Here is an 18,372-nt window from a genome sequence, read left to right as displayed (position 1 = left end):
TCTGGCGCTGGCGATGCCGCAGGCTGTGGCATTGCACCCAAGGAGGGTCAAGCGAGGGAGGGCACCATAGATCGCGGCGGCGTCGGCTATTGCAGCGCCTTCACCTCACACTGCGCGTAGTCGCCGCTCGCTTTCACATAGGCGTTCAGCGCCTTCACATAGGCCTCGGCCAGGGGACGATAGGCCGCGATCTGGAGATTGTAAGCCTTCACCGCGTCGTTGAACGTGTAGGCCTCCCAGCCGGGGCATCCTCCCTTGGCATCGAGGCAAGCCGGCTTGGCGGGGGCGGTCGGCTTCGTCGGGCGCGTCGCCGGGTCCGGCGGCACGGCCTTCGCGCATTCCGCCATGGCGAAGGACGGGAGAAGGGCCGTCAGGACGAGAGCCGCTCCAAGAAGCCTGACATGCATCGCTGGAATTCCCTCACGTTCGAGACGCCCACTCACCCGGACGGCGCTGAGCTTGTGCGTGAGGGACTGCGCTGCAGCAAGCGCTCAGCTCGCCTGGACCGCTTCCCGCCCGGACTGGTGGGGGGCAGGTCTGCCCTTGCCGCCTCTAGTCATGGCGGGACGCATCGCGTTGAGCAGGGGCAGCGCGATGCCGGTGACGAGCACCCACCAAGCCGGGCGCAGGCCATCGTAGAATTCGAGATTGGCTCCGAGCACCGCGCTGGCGGGTACGCCGCTCTTCACCCCATACCACGCCGCTTCCACCAGGGCGGTGACGAGGGAGGCCGCGATGGCGAGGCCGAGGAGGGTGATCGCGTTCATTGGCAGGCGGAAACGCTGCATTCCCCGCCATCCCATCAGCAGAAGAAACAGGCCCGTCCAGTAGACCGGCGCCGACACGTCGATCTTGGCCTGAAGGAAGTAGTGGAACAGGCCGAGCACCGCGATGACGTAGACGGTTTTATGCAGGCGCGGCCAGGCTTTGCCGAGACGGCGGATCATCCCGTCCGTGGAGGTGATCCCCAATACGGTGAGACCGAGCAGGGCCACGAAGCCGATCGTGAGATAGAACCGCGAGACGATCTCGCTCACCACCTTCGACAGGATGAAATTCTGGTCCACGACATAGAGACCTAGATGGACGACACCATAGGCGAGGACGGTGAGGCCGAGCATGCGCCGGACCAGGATCAGCTTCGGATAGTTCGCGATCCGCCGCAGCGGTGTCACTGCGAGCGACAGCAGCAGGAAGCGCACCGCCCACTCTCCTGTGCTGTGAATGAGGGCGGTGATCGGCTTCGGCCCAAGGGCGTCGAGCCCATAGGCGGCGGCGAGCCAGAGGCCGGGCGCCAGCGCGAACAGGAATGTCGCGAGTTTCAAGCCCGAGACACGGCCGGCGCGGTCACGCCAGGGAGCGGAGAAAGCGGGTGTGGCAGGCATGAAGGTCCGTCATCGGAAAAGTCTTCACCCTCAAATAGGCGAGCGTGGGGACGATATAGGGTGGCCAGTCACACGTTCGCGCGAGACTGCCTGTTCCATTCGTATGGCTTCCGCCGAAGGTTACCTCTCCACCGTGCCGCTGCGGCGCATCCGTGGGGCCTCCCGTCGCCGTGCCCGGTTGTGATAAACCCCGCGATGCCCCAGCCAAAGCCGCGAAACGTATTCATGCCAGCATCCGCCTTGTCCGACCCGATCGATGCCATGAGCGCCGAGGAGGCTCGGGCCGAGCACGCCGCATTGTCCGAGCAGATCGCGGAGGCAGACCGGCTCTATCACGGAGAGGACGCACCCGAGATCACGGATGCGGAATACGACGCCCTCCGGCGTCGCCTCGAGACGATCGAGACCCGCTTTCCGGATCTTGCCGGCACCGGACAGGCAAGCGCCTCCGTCGGCGCAAAGGCCTCGGAAAAATTCGCTAAAGTTCGGCATGCGGTGCCGATGCTGTCGCTGGGGAACGCCTTCGCGGATGAGGAGGTCCACGATTTCGTGGGCCGGGTCCGTCGCTTTCTTAACCTGCCCGATGAGCCGCTTGCCTTCACTGCCGAGCCCAAGATCGACGGCCTGTCCCTCTCCCTACGCTATGTCGAGGGTAAGCTTGTCACGGCGGCCACCCGCGGCGATGGCGAGGTCGGCGAGGATGTGACCGCGAATGCGAGAACCGTCTCGGGCATCCCGGAGGTGCTGGCTGGGACGGGTTGGCCGGAGATCTGCGAGGTACGTGGCGAGGTCTATCTCTCGCACGCGGATTTCGCCGCCATCAACGCTCGCCAGGAAGCGGCAGGGAAGGCGCTTTTCGCCAATCCGCGCAATGCGGCGGCTGGGTCCCTGCGCCAGCTCGATTCCCAGATCACCGCCTCGCGGCCGTTGAAATTCTTCGCCTATGCCTGGGGTGAGATGTCGGAGATGCCGGAGACGACGCAGCACGGCATGATCGCGGCCTTCGCCTCCTGGGGATTCGCGGTGAACGACCGCACTGTGCTCTGCACAGACGCGGAAGCCATGCTGGCGCATTACCGCACGATCGAGGAGGATCGCGCCGGCCTCGGCTACGACATCGACGGCATCGTCTACAAGGTCGACGATCTGGCACTTCAGCGACGCCTCGGCTTCGTCTCGCGCAGCCCGCGCTGGGCGCTGGCGCATAAGTTTGCGGCGCAGAAGGCCTTCACGATCCTCGAGGCCATCGAGATCAATGTCGGCCGGACCGGGTCGTTGAATCCGCTGGCGCGGTTGAAGCCCGTAACGGTGGGCGGTGTCGTTGTTTCGAACGCGACGCTTCATAACGAAGGCTACGTCCAGGGCGTTGGCGGGGACGGCGAGCCGATCCGCGACGGTCGCGACATCCGCGTCGGCGATACGGTCATCGTCCAACGTGCCGGCGACGTGATCCCGAAGGTGATGGATGTCGATCTTGCGCGGCGGCCGCCGGAATCGAAGCCCTATGTCTTTCCGGAGACCTGCCCCGCCTGCGGCAGCCGCGCCGTCCGCGAGGTCAATCCACGCACCGGACAGCGCGATGCGGTACGCCGCTGCACTGGCGGGCTCATCTGCCCGGCGCAGGGACTGGAGCGCCTGAAGCATTTCGTCTCGCGCAACGCCTTCGATCTCGAAGGCTTCGGCCAGACCTATATCGAGGTGCTGTTCGAGGCCGGACTCATCAAGCAACCTGCTGACCTGTTCCGCCTGGAATTCGCGCCGTTGAAGGAGGCTATCGTCGCCCGTCGAGAAGCGCTTTCGGCCGAGCGTCGCGCCGAAGGTGAGCCGCCACCGAAAAAGGCGAAGAAGAAGGGGGACGACGAGGACAAGGCCATTAAGAACCTGCTCGCCTCCATCGATGAGCGCCGCAGCCTGGCCCTCAACCGGTTCCTGTTCGCCCTCGGGATTCGCCATATTGGCGAGTCCACCGCCAAAGCCCTGGCCAAACGCTTTCCGGATATGCCGAGCCTGATGCAGGCCCTCGCCGCCGCTGCCGCCGCTCAAGCTGGACCGGACTGGCTCGAACTCTCGGCGGTACCGAGGGTTGGGCCGACGACGCGGGACCGGTTGCTCGAATTCGGTTTCGTGGGCGAGGCGGAGGGCAGCGAGGTCGGGACGGGCCGGCGCCCGACTACGGCGCAGCGGGCTAACCTGATCGCCCATTACGGCGACGAGGCTGCCGTGGAAGCAGCCGTCGCCCGCGCCCGTGACCAGCGTCCCGGCGATCCCTATCGGGTCTTCGCCGACGATGGCGAGATCGGCCCCGTGGCCACCGATTCCCTCATCGCGTTCTTTGCCGAACCTCACAATGCCGATGCGGTCAACGCCCTGCTCGGAGAAGTGAAGACCGAGCCGATGGCGGTGGCCGCCACTGCGACCGCTTTCGCCGGCAAGACCCTTGTCTTCACCGGCACCCTGGAGCGCATGACCCGAGGCGAGGCCAAAGCCACGGCTGAACGCCTCGGCGCCAAGGTCTCGGGCTCCGTCTCGGCCAAGACCGACCTTGTCGTCGCGGGGCCCGGCGCGGGCTCAAAGCTGAAAGATGCCGAGAAGCACGGGGTCAAAGTGGTGAGCGAGGAAGATTGGATCGCCATGGTGGAGACGGCGTGACGACGCTCGCCATCGATTTCGAGACAGCCAACGAACGGCGCGACAGCGCCTGCGCGGTCGGGCTCGCATGGATCGAAGGCGGCGCGGTGGTCCGGCGTGAATCACGCCTGATCCGGCCACGTGAGATTCGGTTCTCGCGAGGCAACATCCGGGTCCACGGTATCCTGCCGGCGGATGTCCGCAAGGAACCGGAATTCCCGGATGTGATGGCGGAGTTCCTGCCCGACCTCTCGTCCGGGCTGGTACTCGCTCACAATGCCGGCTTCGACATGGGTGTGCTCCGGGCCTCGCTCCACGCCTATGGCATGACCGTTCCAGCCTTCGCTTCGCTCTGCACACTTCAAATCGCGCGAAAAGTGTTTCCCGCACCGGAGGGATGCGGCCTCGGCAAGGTCGCCGCCCGGCTCGGCATCCGTTTCGAACATCACGATGCGGGTGAGGACGCCTATGCATGCGCGGAGATCGCCCTGGCTGCGGCGAGGCAGCACGGAGCTCCCGACATCACTGCCCTGGCGAGGGCGATCCATCTGCCGGTCACCCGACTGCCGGCCGGATATGTCGAACGGGAAACAAGGTCGTTCGAGTCACCCGTCTCGCCGATCGGGGCGATGCGGTTCTCCGTGCGGGGTAGCAGCGGCAATCTCTACGCGGTGACCCTGGAGGACCGCCCGAGCGGCCCGCGTCTGCGATGCACCTGTATGGCGGGACGCTACGGTGTCGCCTGCCGTCATGCCAAGGCGCTTCTCGTCGGTGACATCACCGATCTCGTATCGGGCAACCACGCGGACGTGGTCGCCCTCAGCCGGATGTTCGACGAGGCCGCGATACCGCGACCCCGGGACATGTGACCGTTCAGATGACCTTGAGCAGGGCGTCGACGCCGGAAATTTCGGTCTTGGCCGGAGATTCTTCGACGTTCAGGACGCGCACCACGCCATCATCCACCAGCATGGAATAACGCTTAGAGCGCGGTCCGAGACCGAAGCCGGCCCCGTCCATGTCGAGGCCGATGGCCTTGGCGAACTCGGCATTGCCGTCGGCGAGGAACTCGATCCCGTCGGCATTGCTGGCCTTCTGCCAGGCTTCGAGGACGAACACGTCGTTGACGGAGGTCACCGCCACGGCATCGACGCCGCGTGCCTTGATCTCTTCCTGCTTCTCGACGAAGCCGGGCAAGTGGTTGCGGTGGCAACTCGGCGTGAATGCGCCTGGTACGCCGATCAGCACGATGCGGCGCCCCTTGAAGATATCGTCGGTGGTCTTAGCCTCGGGGCCCCCGGCGCCATTCACGCGAAAGGTCACCTGTGGAAGGTGGTCGCCAACCTGGATCGTCATCCGTCGTCGTCTCCTCAGATCGCCTGGAGCCCATGCCCGGTCTCGATGACCGAGTTCTGACACCACGACGCGCGAGAGCTCATGGGCCAATGGAGCCATGATGACCCCCGATAGGTGAGAAGGGTCTAGCCCGAGCCTAGGGGCGTGTCGAGGCGAGCCTCCGCGAAGGAGCCCCCGTCCACATTCCATTGATGGACGTCGACCGTATCGAGCGGGTACGGATAGGTCGTCGTCCTCAACCCAGTCGGGTTCGAGCGAAAAGCGGGATGTGAAAGGTCGTTCCGGTTTCCCGAACTAGCACGGGCTGAAAATCCATGGGAAGGATGATGATTCAGCCCTTCCCGACGCCGCGGACCTCCAACTGCCCGCTTCGATCCTTAGGTCATCGAAGCTTAGGAACTGCGAATTTTCCAGCGATGCATCATTCACGCGCCGCCGCTTCAGCAGGGACAGGGAGGTCGTCATCCTTCTTATCGATGGGCTGGATCGCATCCCTGCTGGACAAGCCATCACGCCCAGGTAGCATGATGCGATGCGACATGATCCGGTCTCCGCCTATCTCGACGGTCAGTTCCTCGTGGCAATGCCCGGCCTTACGGACGAGCGCTTCGCAAGGTCGGTGATCTATCTCTGCGCCCATTCCGCCGATGGTGCGATGGGGATTATCCTTAACAAGCCGGCCAGCGACCTGAACATGCCCGACCTCCTGGTCCAGTTGGACATCGCCAGTGAGGACGACGCGATCCGCCTGCGTGAGAAGGTGGGCCATATTCCTGTGCTCATGGGCGGTCCGGTGGATGCCAAGCGCGGCTTCGTGCTTCACACCGACGACTTCCACATCGATCAGTCGACACTCATCATTGATGATGGGATCTGCCTCACCGCGACCGTGGAGATTCTACGGGCCATCGCGAACGGGGCGGGACCTGCCAGCGCAGTCCTCGCCCTCGGTTATGCAGGGTGGCAGGCAGGCCAGCTCGAGAGCGAGATTCTCGCCAATGGCTGGCTCAACTGCCCTGCAGACCCGGAGATGATTTTCAATGCTGCGCTCGAAACGAAGTACGAACGCACTCTGCGCAGCAACGGTATCGACCCGGCGATGCTATCCTTCAGCGCAGGGCGAGCCTGAACGGATCGGCTCGTATCGCTTCATTCTCCGATCGGCGAACCGTCACTGTCTGGGTTCATACCCTCCACCGGCGGCTTCGCCTTACGAGGCCTGGGCGTCGTGCTCGCGGTCGGTGTGCTCGTATTAGCGCCAAGCCTTGCAGCAAGGGAAAGTGCCCGCGCCTCGGTGAAGCGCACGTTGCAGAAGCCGTGGGCGCCCTCCCGGGCATAGGTCCGGCACGTTTGCTCACGGTCGGAGGAGAAAGCCGCCTGTTCGGTGACGATGGTGCGGACGTCCTGCCCGCGGGCGCGCTGGGTCATCACCTTGTAGTTATCACGCACAGCCTTGTCGGCGACGCCTCGTCCAGAGTCGAATTCGGCGGAGCGAGGGATTAGGGTCGCTGCTGCAGGACCCCATAGGCCGCCCGGATTGGTGGCGCAATCTGCCGATGCGAAGCTGCAGACACGGCCACCGCTAATCGGTGTCACCAAGACGCTGCCTTCGAGGATTTCGAACCGAAGCGGGCATTCACCGCCGGTGATCTCGTAGCGTGCCACGCCCTGGGGACGTCCCTCGGAGGAAAGAGAAATCGGCGAGCCCCCGGATAGCGGTACCTTGCAGGTCTCGCTCGGCTGCGAAATCTTGGTGCCGGGCAAGGTGATCCGCGCGGTGGCCGCATTGCCAGCCTTGTCGATCTTGAGGCTGCCGGTCAGGCCATTGAGCAGGAGTTCCTGGCCAAGGATGTTGTCGTCGCTCGGTGTTTTCAGGACGACGGGGCGCGGGGGCGCAGGGGCCGGCCTTGGAGCTTCAGGGGCTGTTTCTCCTGGTGCGCCCGGCGGCAGCAACGTCCCCGGCTGAGGCGCTCCGGCCGGAGGTACCCCGCGAGGTGGTACTGGAGGCTTAGCCGCCTTGCCGATGCCGAACAGCTCCTCGAAAAAGTTCTGCGCCCCGGCTTCGTTCGCCGGAAGGGCGACGAGAGGCAGGACGAGGAGTGCAGGGAGCAGGTGGAAGGCGCGGGATGGACGCATCAAGTCTTTCATGCCTTTGGAGCTCGCGGCACCGGACTGGTGAACGGTGAATGTGCGTCGGGCTCTCGTTCTGCATCAACTGTTTCGATACCCTGATGGCACATCCGGGGCTGATGCTTTCGCCGACAAACTGACTTTTGACCCGCTTTGACGGCCCGGAAGCCCGTCTTCCACGTTCCAGACTAGCATGTGATGGGTGGCGCGGACGTGGCGTCCCTGCAACATTTTTGAGATCCATGCTGCCGAATATCGATCATTTCCCGTGCAAACATCCCGATTCGCGAAGGAGATAGGATCGGCGTGGCAGTTCGGAACGCTTTGCCTTGCGGCTCCGCATCACCCTTCTTATATCCGGCGGGACGCGGGATTAAGACCTGGATTGGCGCGTTTTAGGCGCTCTGGCTGGTTCGAATTCCGCTCTCACAATCTTTCGTTCTTCACCGCCATGGGCCGGGCCGCTTCGGGGCTCGGCGGTCTGCTTGACCAAATGACATGAGAGGGATCCCGCCATGGGTAAAGTAATCGGCATCGATCTGGGCACCACCAATTCCTGCGTGGCCGTCATGGAAGGCACGCAGCCCAAGGTCATCGAAAACGCGGAAGGCGCGCGCACCACGCCGTCGATCGTCGCCTTCCTCGACGACGGCGAGCGTCTCGTCGGCCAACCGGCCAAGCGTCAGGCCGTCACCAATCCGGAACACACGTTCTTCGCCATCAAGCGTCTCGTGGGCCGTACCTACGACGACCCGATGACGCAGAAGGACAAGGGTCTCGTGCCCTACAAGATCGTCCGCGGCGACAATGGCGATGCCTGGGTCGAGGCCGACGGCAAGAAGTATTCTCCCTCGCAGATCTCGGCTTTCACGCTTCAGAAGATGAAGGAGACTGCTGAGGCACACCTCGGTCAGCCGGTGACGCAGGCCGTCATCACGGTCCCCGCCTATTTCAACGATGCACAGCGTCAGGCGACCAAGGATGCCGGCAAGATCGCCGGCCTCGAAGTCCTGCGCATCATCAACGAGCCGACAGCGGCCGCCCTGGCCTACGGCCTCGATAAGAAGAAGACCGGCACGATCGCAGTTTATGATCTCGGTGGCGGCACGTTCGATGTGTCGATCCTCGAGATCGGTGACGGTGTGTTCGAGGTGAAGTCCACGAACGGCGATACCTTCCTCGGCGGCGAGGATTTCGATAACCGAGTCGTCGAGTACCTGACCTCCGAGTTCAAAAAGGAGCAGGGCATCGATCTGACGAAGGACAAGCTCGCCCTTCAGCGCCTCAAGGAGGCCGCTGAGAAAGCGAAGATCGAGCTGTCTTCGGCTACTCAGACCGAGATCAACCTGCCCTACATCACGGCCGACGCCACGGGGCCTAAGCACCTCGCGCTGAAGCTCAGCCGCGCCAAGTTCGAGTCCCTGGTCGACGACCTCGTCCAGCGCACGATCGAGCCCTGTCGCAAGGCGCTCAAGGATGCCGGCGTCTCGGCCTCCGAGATCGACGAGGTGGTTCTGGTTGGCGGCATGATCCGCATGCCGAAGATCCAGGAAGTGGTGAAGTCCTTCTTCGGTAAGGAGCCCCACAAGGGTGTCAATCCGGATGAGGTCGTGGCCATCGGTGCGGCGGTTCAGGCCGGCGTGCTGCAGGGCGACGTCAAGGACGTGCTGCTCCTCGACGTGACCCCGCTGTCGCTTGGCATCGAGACACTTGGTGGCGTGTTCACTCGCCTGATCGACCGCAACACCACGATCCCGACGAAGAAGTCACAGACTTTCTCGACGGCCGAGGACAACCAGAACGCTGTCACCATCCGGGTCTTCCAGGGTGAGCGCGAGATGGCGGCCGACAACAAGATGCTCGGCCAGTTCGACCTGATGGGCATCCCGCCGGCCCCGCGCGGCATGCCGCAGATCGAGGTGACCTTCGACATCGACGCCAACGGCATCGTCAACGTGACGGCCAAGGATAAGGCGACGAACAAGGAGCACCAGATCCGTATCCAGGCCTCGGGTGGACTCTCGGATGCCGATATCGACCGGATGGTGAAGGATGCCGAGGCCAATGCCGAGGCGGATAAGAAGCGGCGTGAGTTGGTCGAGGTGAAGAACCAGGGCGAAAGCCTGATCCACGCCACCGAGAAGTCGGTGAAGGAGTATGGCGACAAGGTCTCGGCCGACGACAAGGGCGCCATCGAGACCGCTATGACTGCCCTTCGCACGGCCCTCGAGGGTGATGATGCCGAGGTCATCAAGTCCCGCACCACGGATCTGATGCAAGCTTCCATGAAGCTCGGTGAGGCGATGTACGCCGCCAGCCAAACGCCGGAAGGCGGGGCGGATGCCGCTGCCGGTGAGGAGACTAAGAAAGACGATGTCATCGACGCCGACTTCCAGGAAGTCGATGACAAGGACCAGAAGAAGCGGGCATAAGGCGCACGCTGCATGCGGGGCCGGAGTGATCCGGCCCCGCATCACGTCTGGTTATCGACAATGGCGTGATTCCCGCGACGATGGGTGAGATCCGCCGGGGACTTTTGAGGACGGGGAATGTCGAAGCGGGACTACTACGAGATTCTTGGGGTCTCAAAGACCGCGACCGACGGCGAGATGAAGGTCGCCTTCCGCAAGCTGGCGATGACCTACCACCCGGATCGTAATCCGGGGAATGCGGAAGCAGAGCTCAAATTCAAGGAAATCAACGAGGCCTACCAGACGCTCACCGATGGGCAGAAGCGCGCGGCCTACGATCGTTTCGGTCATGCTGCCTTCCAGCAGGGGGGAGCGGGTGGCCCCGGATTTGGAAACGAGTTCGGCGACTTCATGTCGGACATTTTCGATAATTTCTTCGGTGATGGTCGAGGGGGGGCAGCAGCCGGGGGCGCGCGAGGCGGTCGCGGTGGCGCGACCCGTGAGCGCGGCGCAGACCTGCGCTACAATCTAGAGATCTCTCTTGAGGATGCGTTCGCCGGCAAGACCGAAACCATCACGATGGCAACGGCCGTAACCTGCGAAGTTTGCTCCGGCAGCGGTGCGAAGGCCGGGTCCAAGCCGAAGCCCTGCCAGACCTGCGGCGGCTACGGCCGCGTGCGGGCTGCCCAAGGGTTCTTTGCCATTGAGCGTACCTGCCCGGCTTGTCACGGGCGCGGAGAGATCATCGATAATCCGTGCGGTAATTGCTCCGGCGCGGGGCGCGTCACGCGGGAACGCACACTGTCCATCAACGTCCCGGCGGGCGTGGATGACGGTCTGCGCATCCGTCTGGCTGGAGAGGGCGAGACGGGACTGCGAGGTGGGCCGGCAGGCGATCTCTACGTCTTCCTGTCGATCAAACCGCATACCTTCTTCCAGCGCGATGGTGCCGATCTTTTCTGTCGCGTCCCGATCTCCATGGTGACAGCCGCCTTGTCGGGCGAAATCACTGTGCCGGTCATCGATGGTTCGCAGACGGAAGTCCGCATCCCCGCGGGGACACAGACCGCCAAGCAGTTTCGCATAAAGGGTCGTGGCATGCCGGTCCTGCGGTCGCGGGATGTCGGCGATCTTTATATTCAGGTCTTCGTAGAGACCCCGCAGAACCTATCGAAGCGCCAGCGCGAGCTCCTCCAAGAATTTAATAGTACGGCCTCCGAAGAGAACCACCCTGAGAGCGCAGGCTTCTTTTCGAAGGTGCGGGACTTCTTCGACGGTCTCAGCGGGGCAGCCCGCTCGTGACGGCCGTCCTCATCCGCGACGGCGGATCGAAACCGGCTCTTTGCCGTTGTAGCTGTGGCGGTGTTGCATCGGCGCCGCGAGCACGCTCCGCCCTCCCTGGTGATACGAGGCTTGTGTCTTGACGGACATCGCTCTTTTGTCGTCTAGCCTTAGCCTCCCACGCGTGATCTGAGGATAGTGGATCTTGTTGCCGCTACGCCGACCCAGCGCCAAAGCCTACGCCGCTACCGGTTCTGTCCGTGAACGGCGGGAGCCGCTGGAGGATGAAGCTCGCTTCCTGCGCTCTTGGTTCGAGAGGCCGCTCGTTACCGGTTCGGTGACGCCGTCGGGCAAGATGCTCGCGCGGATGATGGCATCCTATGTCGATCCTCGTACGCCGGGCCCCGTGATCGAACTCGGACCCGGTACCGGTCCGGTGACCGAGGCACTCATCCGCCGGGGCATCGAGCAAGAACGTCTCGTGCTCGTGGAGTACAATCCGGATTTCTGCAAATTGCTGCAGAAACGTTTTCCTCGCGCTACGATCCTGCGCGGCGACGCCTACAACATGAAACAGACGATCGGTGAGTTGCTCACTTCAAAGGCCGCTGCAACCGTCTCCAGCCTGCCGCTGTTCACCAAACCTCTCGAGCAACGTCTCGATCTTCTCAATGCCGCGCATACGATGATGCATCCGGGTTCGCCCTTCGTGCAGTTCACCTATGCGGTGGTGCCGCCGATCCCCGAACGCTGCGATGCCGGGAGCTATACAGCCAGCCGCTCGAGCCGTGTTTGGCTCAACCTTCCGCCAGCACGGGTCTGGGTTTACCGCCGTCCCTGAGTCATTGCTGCCGAACGTTGGCTGAAGAGCCGGCTCATCCACGGTTCAGCCCATTGCTCCTACGGTCTGGCTACAGCGCCGGGATCGTCCTGGCGTAGCAATCGACGGAGGCTGACATGGCGTTTCGCGCATTCGCACACCGGATGAGAGGTTGGTTTGCCGCTGCGGCCCTCGCCGTCGGCGTTGTTGGCATGTCACCGGGCATCGTTCAGGCAGCACCCCTTTCCCCTTCCGTAGCCTTGGCCGATCCGGCACAGGCCGGTATCGTTCCTGTTCAGTACGGTTGGGGTGGGCACCATCACCATCACCATCGTAGGCACCATGGCTGGGGTGGACATCATCGCCATGGCTGGGGCGGGCACCGTGGGCACGGCTGGGGCGGTCATGGTCATCATGGATGGCGCCCGCGCCATCACGGTTGGGGCCACCATCACCATCACGGGCATCGCCACGGCGGTTACTATCGCTTCTAGTAAAAAAAGCCCCAGCGGGTTCATCCGCTGGGGCTTCTTCTTGGTTTCCCATAGGACCAATCCATCCCTTTCCAGGGCTTAAAGAACCTCGCCTTCGGCATGGGCATCGGTGCCATTCACGACACCCGCGTTCTCTGGCGAGGCCGGCCAGTTCTTGAACTTAAACGGCGCGGGCCGTTCCTCTTTCAACGCCAGCTGTCGTGCTCCTCAAGCGATGCGTTGGGCAATGTCCGGAGGCGGTTGAGGGGCATCGGGGGCGATCCGGTAGGCAGCACGGAGGGCTACTTCAGCGGCATCGGCATGGGCTTCTGTCCGCGCATGAATGATGCCGAGGAGATCAGCTGTATCTCCTGGGCGGGCGAGTGATGAGAAGCCGACTGCCGGATCGATATCGTCTTGTGGCCGGGTACGGCCGCCGCCGAGTGAAATGACGGCAAGCCCGAGTTTGCGAGTCTCTACCCGAGCGACTGTACCGGTCGTGGTCATCTTCACCCGGCGGATCACCGGTGCGACGGAGCAATATTGGTCGGTTTTTTCAATGAAATCCGCAGGTCCCCCCAACTCAGCCAGCATCCGTCCGAAGATTTCGAGCGCCCGTCCGGAGTCGCGTGCCTGCTCGACCCTGCGGGATGCGTCGTCGAAGTCCTTGGCAAGGCCGCCCAGCATCAGCATCTCGGCACAGAGCGCCACGGTTACGGCATGGAAGGCTGGTTCACAGGAGCGACCGGCGAGGTAATCCACCGCATAGGAGACTTCGAGGGCGTTGCCGGCGGAGGAGGCCAGGGGAGCGTCCATGTTAGTGATAAGCGCGACGGTTTTCAGCCCAGCGCCCTTGGCGACGGTAACGATGCTTTCCGCGAGAGCCTGTGCCTCCTTCGTCTCCGCCATGAACGCTCCGGAGCCCGTCTTCACATCCATCACGAGACCGTCGAGCCCGGCCGCGAGCTTCTTCGACAGGATCGATGCCGTAATCAGGTCGAGGGATTCCACCGTGCCGGTGACGTCGCGGATGGCGTAGAGCCGCCGGTCCGCTGGAGCCAGGTCGGCCGTCTGTCCGATGATGGCGCAACCGACGGAGCGGGTGACGCTGCGGAAACGATCGAGGCCGGGTGTCGCGTCGTAGCCGGGAATGCTCGCGAGCTTATCAAGGGTGCCGCCGGTATGGCCCAGGCCGCGGCCGGAGATCATCGGTACGTAACCACCGCAGGCAGCCACCATGGGTGCCAGAGCGAGGCTGACCGTATCGCCGACGCCGCCGGTGGAGTGCTTGTCGAGCACCGGGCCGGGCAAATCCCAATCCAGCACTGAGCCCGAATGAGTCATCGCCCGCGTTAGGGCCACGCGCTCGGCCAGTGACAGGCCACGGAAAAACACGGCCATGGCGAAGGCGGCGGCCTGCCCCTCGGTCACCCGCCCATCGGTGAGACCGGAGATGAAGTCGGCGATCTCGGCATCAGCGAGAATGCGTCCATCCCGCTTGGCCCGGATCAGCTCCTGCGGCAGCATCAAGCGTGGCCTCCGAGGCTCGCAGTCAGCGCGTCATGTAGGCTGCTCGCCCCAATGCGGAAAGTCTGCGGCTCGACCCAGCCCGGCCCCATGATCCGGTCGGCGATGGCGAGATACAGAGCGGCATCGGCCACGGTTCGCAATCCGCCCGAGACCTTAAATCCGACAGGGCGATCACTGTCCCGGATGGCGGCGAGCATCGCCTCCGCGGCCTCCGGCGTTGCCGAGATGACGCTCTTGCCCGTTGAGGTCTTGAGGAAATCCGCCCCCGCGGCGATGGCGAGGCGGCTTGCCTCGGTGACTTGGCCGATCCCCGGCATCGCTCCGGATTCGAGGATCACTTTGAGAATGGAGCGCCCTGCAATCTCCCGCACGGCCTCAATCATCCCTGCCGTAGTCCTCGTGTCACCGGCAAGGTACGCCCGATAGGGTAGGACGAGATCGATCTCATGCGCGCCGTCATGCAGCGCCTCGGCGGTATCCTCCACCGCCCGCTCGATATCCGTGCCTCCGGCGGGGAAGTTGATCACCGTGGCGATACGCACCGGAGTCCCGGCCAGCAACTCGACGCAGCGCCCGATATGCTGGGGCCAGACGCAGACTGCGGCGACACGGCTTGCCCGGGCCTTGCCGCAAAGCGTCGCTATGGCCTGATCCGAACAAGAATCGCCGAGATCGGTTAGATCGAGAAGGGGTAGCGCGCGTCGGGCAACGGCGGTTTCGGAATGATGGGGATCGTCGCTCATGCTCTTTCCTACAGCCGTGCGACGAACGCGTCGATGAGACGGGCGAGGTCGAACGCGGCAGCGGCGGCCGCGCGCTTGGTCTCGTCGTGGTGCGGATCGCCGTCTCCGATCCCGGCGGCAAGGTTCGTAACCACCGAGATGGCCGCGACCCGCAGGCCGAAGAAGCGGGCGAGGATCACCTCCGGAACTGTCGACATGCCCACCAGATCGGCGCCGAGGCGCCCCGCCATACGGATCTCGGCCGGAGTCTCGAAGCTTGGCCCCGAGAACCATGCATAGACTCCGTGATGCAAGGGAATCCCGCATTCCCTTGCCGCCTCGTGGAGGGTTTCGCGCGCAGCCGAATCATAGGCGCCGACAAGGGGGACAAAACGACCATCACCCGTCTCGCCGATCAGCGGATTGAGGCCCGACAAATTGATGTGGTCTGCGACAGCCACAAGGCTGCCCGGGCCCGCCTGCGCCATCAACGATCCAGCCGCATTGGTGAGGAGTAGGAGCGGGACGCCAAGCGCCTTTGCGACCCCCAGAGGCACCTTCATGACGGCGGCGTTGCCGGTTTCGTAGGCGTGGCTCCGTCCTTCGAAAACCAGCACCCGTCGCCCGGAGAGGCGCCCAGCATGGAGGGTGCCGCCGTGACCGGTCACGCCAGGGGAGGGAAAGCCTGGAATCCCCGAATAGGCGAGGGAGATGCTGTCTTCGAGCTTGCCGGCGACCAGCCCGAGGCCCGTGCCGGTGACGATGGCGGCATCGTAGGGCCCGCCGAAACCGTGGCGACGCACCGTGTCGGCGGCGAGGGAGATGGCTGTGTCAGACATCGGCGCACGGCTTGGTACGGTGCAGATTGTCCGGCCCGAAAGACTGAGGGAGTAGTGCCTCCAGGGTGAAGCTGTGCCGGATACCCTCCGGGCCGGCGATGTGGATCGGCGTTCCGGGCTCCGCGAACTCCCTGATGCGCTGGCGGCAGGCGCCGCATGGCGTCACCAGAATTGGGCCGTTGCCTGTGATGAGGATGGTGGCGATGGCGCGTCCGCCGGCCGCGATCATCGCGGCGATGGCGCCCGCCTCGGCGCAGGTGCCGACGGGATAGGCCGCGTTCTCCACGTTGCATCCGGCATGCAGGCGGCCGTGCTCGTCCCTCAGGGCGGCGCCGACGGGAAAGTTCGAATAAGGCGCGTAAGCGCGGGCTTTCGCCGCGCCGGCGGCATCGAACAGAGCAGCGAGATCCGCGTCGATCGTGTCCGCCATCGCATGGGGTCCGGTAGGAGGATTCGACGGCTGTTAGAACAGGAACGCGACCGGCCTGTCGAGCGCCATCGGACGTCATCAAGCGCCATCGACACGGCGTCGGCGCGATCCTAGAACGCTCATTCGATGGTCGCAGTTGAGAAGCGGGCGAGACATGCTGGGTCGGTTCGAACGCAAGGCCTCCGGCGAGGCGACGGTGGAGTACGGCGACGGCACCATGCGCGTCGTCAAGCCCGGAAGCTTCGTGCGCTGCGCGGTCACCGGCGAGCCGATCGCCCTCGACAATCTTCGTTACTGGAGTGCCGAGCTCCAGGAGGCCTACATCACGCCCGAAGCGGTAATGAAGCGTCTGGCCGAACTCGGTCGTTCGGCGGGCTGAACGTCTCGACGACGCGGCTCACCTGCGCAAGCAGTAGGCTCTCGTCGACGAACCGAAGGGTCACACCGAGCGCCGTCACCCCCGCGGCGAAATCCGCGGGCAGGCGCACCATGTCCTTCTCCGTCGTTACCAGCATCGCGCCCAAAGCCTGGGCCCAAGCCGCGAGGCCGGCGACATCCGCGGCGCGATAGGGGTGGTGATCCGGGAAGGACCGGGTCTCGACTAGGGTCGCTCCGGCCTCCGTCAGCGTATCGAAGAATTTCCGCGGCCGCCCGATCCCGGCGAAGGCGAGCACGGGCTTTCCCGCAACCGCAGCCGGCACTGTCGGGACCAGCTTGGCCCGATGGACCGGCAAGCCTCGCGACGCCGCCTCCGTCGAGAGGTCCTCGCCCCGGCCACCATCGCCGATAACGACGAGGCCGTGGAGGTGACGCCATTGGCGCGAGAGCGGTGCGCGGAGAGGACCTGCCGGAAAAGCGAGGCCGTTGCCGATTCCGCTGACGGCGTCGACCACGGCGAGGGAAAGGTCCTTGGCGAGGCTTGGATTCTGGAGCCCGTCATCCATCACCACCACGCCGGCACCGAGCGCGCGGCAGAGTTCCACCCCGGCAGGCCGGTCGCGGGCCAGGATCGTTAAAGCGCTGCGGGCTAGCAGGAGCGGCTCGTCGCCGACATCCGCCGATCCATGCCGAGAGGGATCGACGGCGATCGGCCCGGTCAGACGTCCGCCGTAGCCGCGGGTAAGGAAGGCGGGCTCCAGGCCGATCTTCCGCAGCATCGCTGCCAGGGCGAAAGCGGTCGGGGTCTTGCCCGCGCCACCGAGGGTGAAGTTGCCGACGCAGATGACGGGGCAGGCCGCCTTGTTGCCGGCGCGGTCCATGCGGGCGGCGACGCGCGATCCGTAGATTTCCCCGAGCGGCGCCAGCAATCGGCCGAGGGGATGGCCGGGCAAGTCCCAGAAAACCGGGGCTCGCATTAGGAGGCGATCAGGGCGGAGAGTTTCATCTGGGCGATGAATGGATCGAGGATCGCAAGGGTGCGCTCCACCGCCCCTTCGAACGGACGCAAGGCGGCGTTTCCGGCATCGGCCATGGCGCGGGACCGTCGGGGGTCGAGGAGGAGTGCGCCGACAGCCGCTGCCAACTCCCCGGCATCCGCCACCATCAGGGCCCCGCCGGCCTCGTCCAGGGCGTGGTAGACCTGTGCGAAGTTCTGCACGTTCGGCCCATGCAGGATCGCCGCATCGAGACGGGTCGGTTCGATCGGATTCTGGCCGCCGCGTTGCGTCATGGAACCTCCAAGGAAGACCAGCGGCGCGAGGCGATAAAACAGACCCAATTCCCCGAGCGTATCGGCGACATAGACGTCGACGTTGCCGTGGGGGCGACCGCCGCGGGAGCGAAGTGTGCTTCTAAGCCCGAGGGCGGAGGCGCACGCCGCCACGTCCTCGCCGCGCTGGGGGTGACGCGGCACCACCACGGTAAGAAGATTCGGCACTCTCTCCTGCAAGGCGGCGTGAGCTTCGGCGATCGTGGCATCCTCGCCAGGATGCGTGCTGGCCGCGACCCAGACCGGACGGTCGCCGATGACGTCGCGCAGATAGGCGAGCTGCTGATCGTCTGCAGGGGGCACGGCCGAATCGTATTTTAGGTTGCCGGCGATGCTCACGCGCGGTGCGCCGAGCCTTTCGAAACGCTCAGCATCGTCCCTGGTCTGCGCGAGGCAGATGGCGATGCGCGAGAGCAGGGCTTCGGCGGTGCGCGGCGAGCGAACCCAGCCCTTGAACGACCGCTCCGACATGCGGCCGTTGACGAGGAGCAGCGGGATGCCGCGCCGGTGCAGGGCGATGACGGTGTTCGGCCAGATCTCCGATTCCGCCACCAGCGCCAAGTCCGGTTGCCAGTGATCGAGGAACCGTTCGATCCAGCGCGGCGCGTCGAGGGGCATGTACTGATGGACCGCGCCCGCGGGCAGGCGCCGCCCGATCA

At 64.5% G+C, this 18,372-nt stretch carries 18 protein-coding genes; 8 read left to right on the top strand and 10 right to left on the bottom strand.

Going from position 1 to position 18,372, the window contains the following annotated elements:
- Window positions 1-86 precede the first annotated feature (86 nt).
- The gene (locus tag ASF32_RS14505; RefSeq protein WP_056429654.1) at window positions 87-407 is read right to left on the bottom strand and encodes a hypothetical protein; all 321 of its coding nucleotides are present in this window, start codon (window positions 405-407) and stop codon (window positions 87-89) included.
- Between the two features lie 84 nt (window positions 408-491).
- Window positions 492-1,385 carry a protein-methionine-sulfoxide reductase heme-binding subunit MsrQ gene (locus ASF32_RS14500; protein WP_056429652.1) on the bottom strand — a complete coding sequence of 298 codons (894 nt, stop codon included), beginning with the start codon at window positions 1,383-1,385 and terminating at the stop codon, window positions 492-494.
- 225 nt (window positions 1,386-1,610) lie between these two features.
- On the opposite strand from ASF32_RS14500, the gene ligA reads away from it, so the two are divergent.
- The gene (ligA, locus tag ASF32_RS14495; RefSeq protein ID WP_056429651.1) at window positions 1,611-4,034 is read left to right on the top strand and encodes an NAD-dependent DNA ligase LigA; all 2,424 of its coding nucleotides are present in this window, start codon (window positions 1,611-1,613) and stop codon (window positions 4,032-4,034) included.
- On the top strand, window positions 4,031-4,882 hold the full coding sequence (locus ASF32_RS14490; RefSeq protein ID WP_056429649.1) for a 3'-5' exonuclease: 852 nt from the start codon (window positions 4,031-4,033) through the stop codon (window positions 4,880-4,882). The genes ligA and ASF32_RS14490 overlap by 4 nt, the downstream gene beginning before the upstream one ends.
- Window positions 4,883-4,886: 4 nt before the next feature.
- Here the strand turns inward: ASF32_RS14490 and ASF32_RS14485 are convergent, their stop codons facing one another.
- Window positions 4,887-5,369: a peroxiredoxin gene (locus ASF32_RS14485; protein ID WP_056429647.1), complete on the bottom strand. Its 483-nt coding sequence runs from the start codon at window positions 5,367-5,369 to the stop codon at window positions 4,887-4,889.
- 532 nt (window positions 5,370-5,901) lie between these two features.
- Here ASF32_RS14485 and ASF32_RS14480 point away from each other — a divergent pair.
- Entirely contained in the window at window positions 5,902-6,498 is a 597-nt protein-coding gene (locus tag ASF32_RS14480; RefSeq protein WP_056429645.1) for a YqgE/AlgH family protein, read from the top strand.
- 20 nt (window positions 6,499-6,518) lie between these two features.
- Here the strand turns inward: ASF32_RS14480 and ASF32_RS14475 are convergent, their stop codons facing one another.
- Entirely contained in the window at window positions 6,519-7,505 is a 987-nt protein-coding gene (locus ASF32_RS14475; RefSeq protein ID WP_056429643.1) for a hypothetical protein, read from the bottom strand.
- 509 nt (window positions 7,506-8,014) lie between these two features.
- Here ASF32_RS14475 and dnaK point away from each other — a divergent pair.
- From dnaK to ASF32_RS25430, 4 genes are all read left to right on the top strand, one after another.
- Window positions 8,015-9,931 carry a molecular chaperone DnaK gene (gene dnaK / locus ASF32_RS14470; RefSeq protein ID WP_056429641.1) on the top strand — a complete coding sequence of 639 codons (1,917 nt, stop codon included), beginning with the start codon at window positions 8,015-8,017 and terminating at the stop codon, window positions 9,929-9,931.
- 117 nt (window positions 9,932-10,048) lie between these two features.
- Window positions 10,049-11,212, top strand: coding sequence for a molecular chaperone DnaJ (gene dnaJ / locus ASF32_RS14465; protein ID WP_056429639.1), 1,164 nt, complete (start codon window positions 10,049-10,051; stop codon window positions 11,210-11,212).
- Window positions 11,213-11,396: 184 nt separating this feature from the next.
- Window positions 11,397-12,032 (top strand): rRNA adenine N-6-methyltransferase family protein, encoded by a 636-nt coding sequence (locus tag ASF32_RS14460; protein WP_056429636.1) that lies wholly within the window; start codon window positions 11,397-11,399, stop codon window positions 12,030-12,032.
- A gap of 288 nt (window positions 12,033-12,320) precedes the next feature.
- On the top strand, window positions 12,321-12,587 hold the full coding sequence (locus tag ASF32_RS25430) for a hypothetical protein (protein WP_156467836.1): 267 nt from the start codon (window positions 12,321-12,323) through the stop codon (window positions 12,585-12,587).
- Window positions 12,588-12,712: 125 nt separating this feature from the next.
- On the opposite strand, the gene deoA is transcribed toward ASF32_RS25430, so the two are convergent.
- From deoA to cdd, 4 genes are read right to left on the bottom strand one after another with little or no spacing between them, the layout of a single operon-like run.
- Window positions 12,713-14,011 carry a thymidine phosphorylase gene (gene deoA / locus ASF32_RS14450; RefSeq protein WP_210166860.1) on the bottom strand — a complete coding sequence of 433 codons (1,299 nt, stop codon included), beginning with the start codon at window positions 14,009-14,011 and terminating at the stop codon, window positions 12,713-12,715.
- Entirely contained in the window at window positions 14,011-14,757 is a 747-nt protein-coding gene (deoC, locus tag ASF32_RS14445; protein WP_056429629.1) for a deoxyribose-phosphate aldolase, read from the bottom strand. The genes deoA and deoC overlap by 1 nt, the downstream gene beginning before the upstream one ends.
- 8 nt (window positions 14,758-14,765) lie before the next feature.
- Window positions 14,766-15,575, bottom strand: coding sequence for a purine-nucleoside phosphorylase (locus tag ASF32_RS14440; RefSeq protein ID WP_056429627.1), 810 nt, complete (start codon window positions 15,573-15,575; stop codon window positions 14,766-14,768).
- Complete coding sequence (cdd, locus tag ASF32_RS14435) at window positions 15,568-16,005, bottom strand: cytidine deaminase (RefSeq protein ID WP_056429624.1); 438 nt, start codon at window positions 16,003-16,005, stop codon at window positions 15,568-15,570. Before cdd ends, ASF32_RS14440 begins: the two co-directional genes overlap by 8 nt.
- A gap of 154 nt (window positions 16,006-16,159) precedes the next feature.
- Here cdd and ASF32_RS14430 point away from each other — a divergent pair, with 154 nt between their 5' ends.
- Window positions 16,160-16,384 (top strand): DUF2093 domain-containing protein, encoded by a 225-nt coding sequence (locus tag ASF32_RS14430; RefSeq protein ID WP_056429621.1) that lies wholly within the window; start codon window positions 16,160-16,162, stop codon window positions 16,382-16,384.
- On the opposite strand, the gene lpxK is transcribed toward ASF32_RS14430, so the two are convergent.
- Window positions 16,329-17,360, bottom strand: a complete 1,032-nt coding sequence (lpxK, locus tag ASF32_RS14425; protein WP_056429619.1) for a tetraacyldisaccharide 4'-kinase — start codon at window positions 17,358-17,360, stop codon at window positions 16,329-16,331. The two genes, ASF32_RS14430 and lpxK, sit on opposite strands and share 56 nt — an antisense overlap.
- The gene (locus ASF32_RS14420) at window positions 17,360-18,370 is read right to left on the bottom strand and encodes a 3-deoxy-D-manno-octulosonic acid transferase (RefSeq protein WP_082490447.1); all 1,011 of its coding nucleotides are present in this window, start codon (window positions 18,368-18,370) and stop codon (window positions 17,360-17,362) included. The genes lpxK and ASF32_RS14420 overlap by 1 nt, the downstream gene beginning before the upstream one ends.
- Window positions 18,371-18,372: the final 2 nt, after the last annotated feature.

The organism is Methylobacterium sp. Leaf91, from assembly GCF_001422815.1.
Taxonomy (GTDB): Bacteria; Pseudomonadota; Alphaproteobacteria; order Rhizobiales; family Beijerinckiaceae; genus Methylobacterium.
The sequence above is the reverse complement of the archived record's forward strand: the minus strand, read 5'-3'. Positions and strand labels throughout refer to the sequence as shown.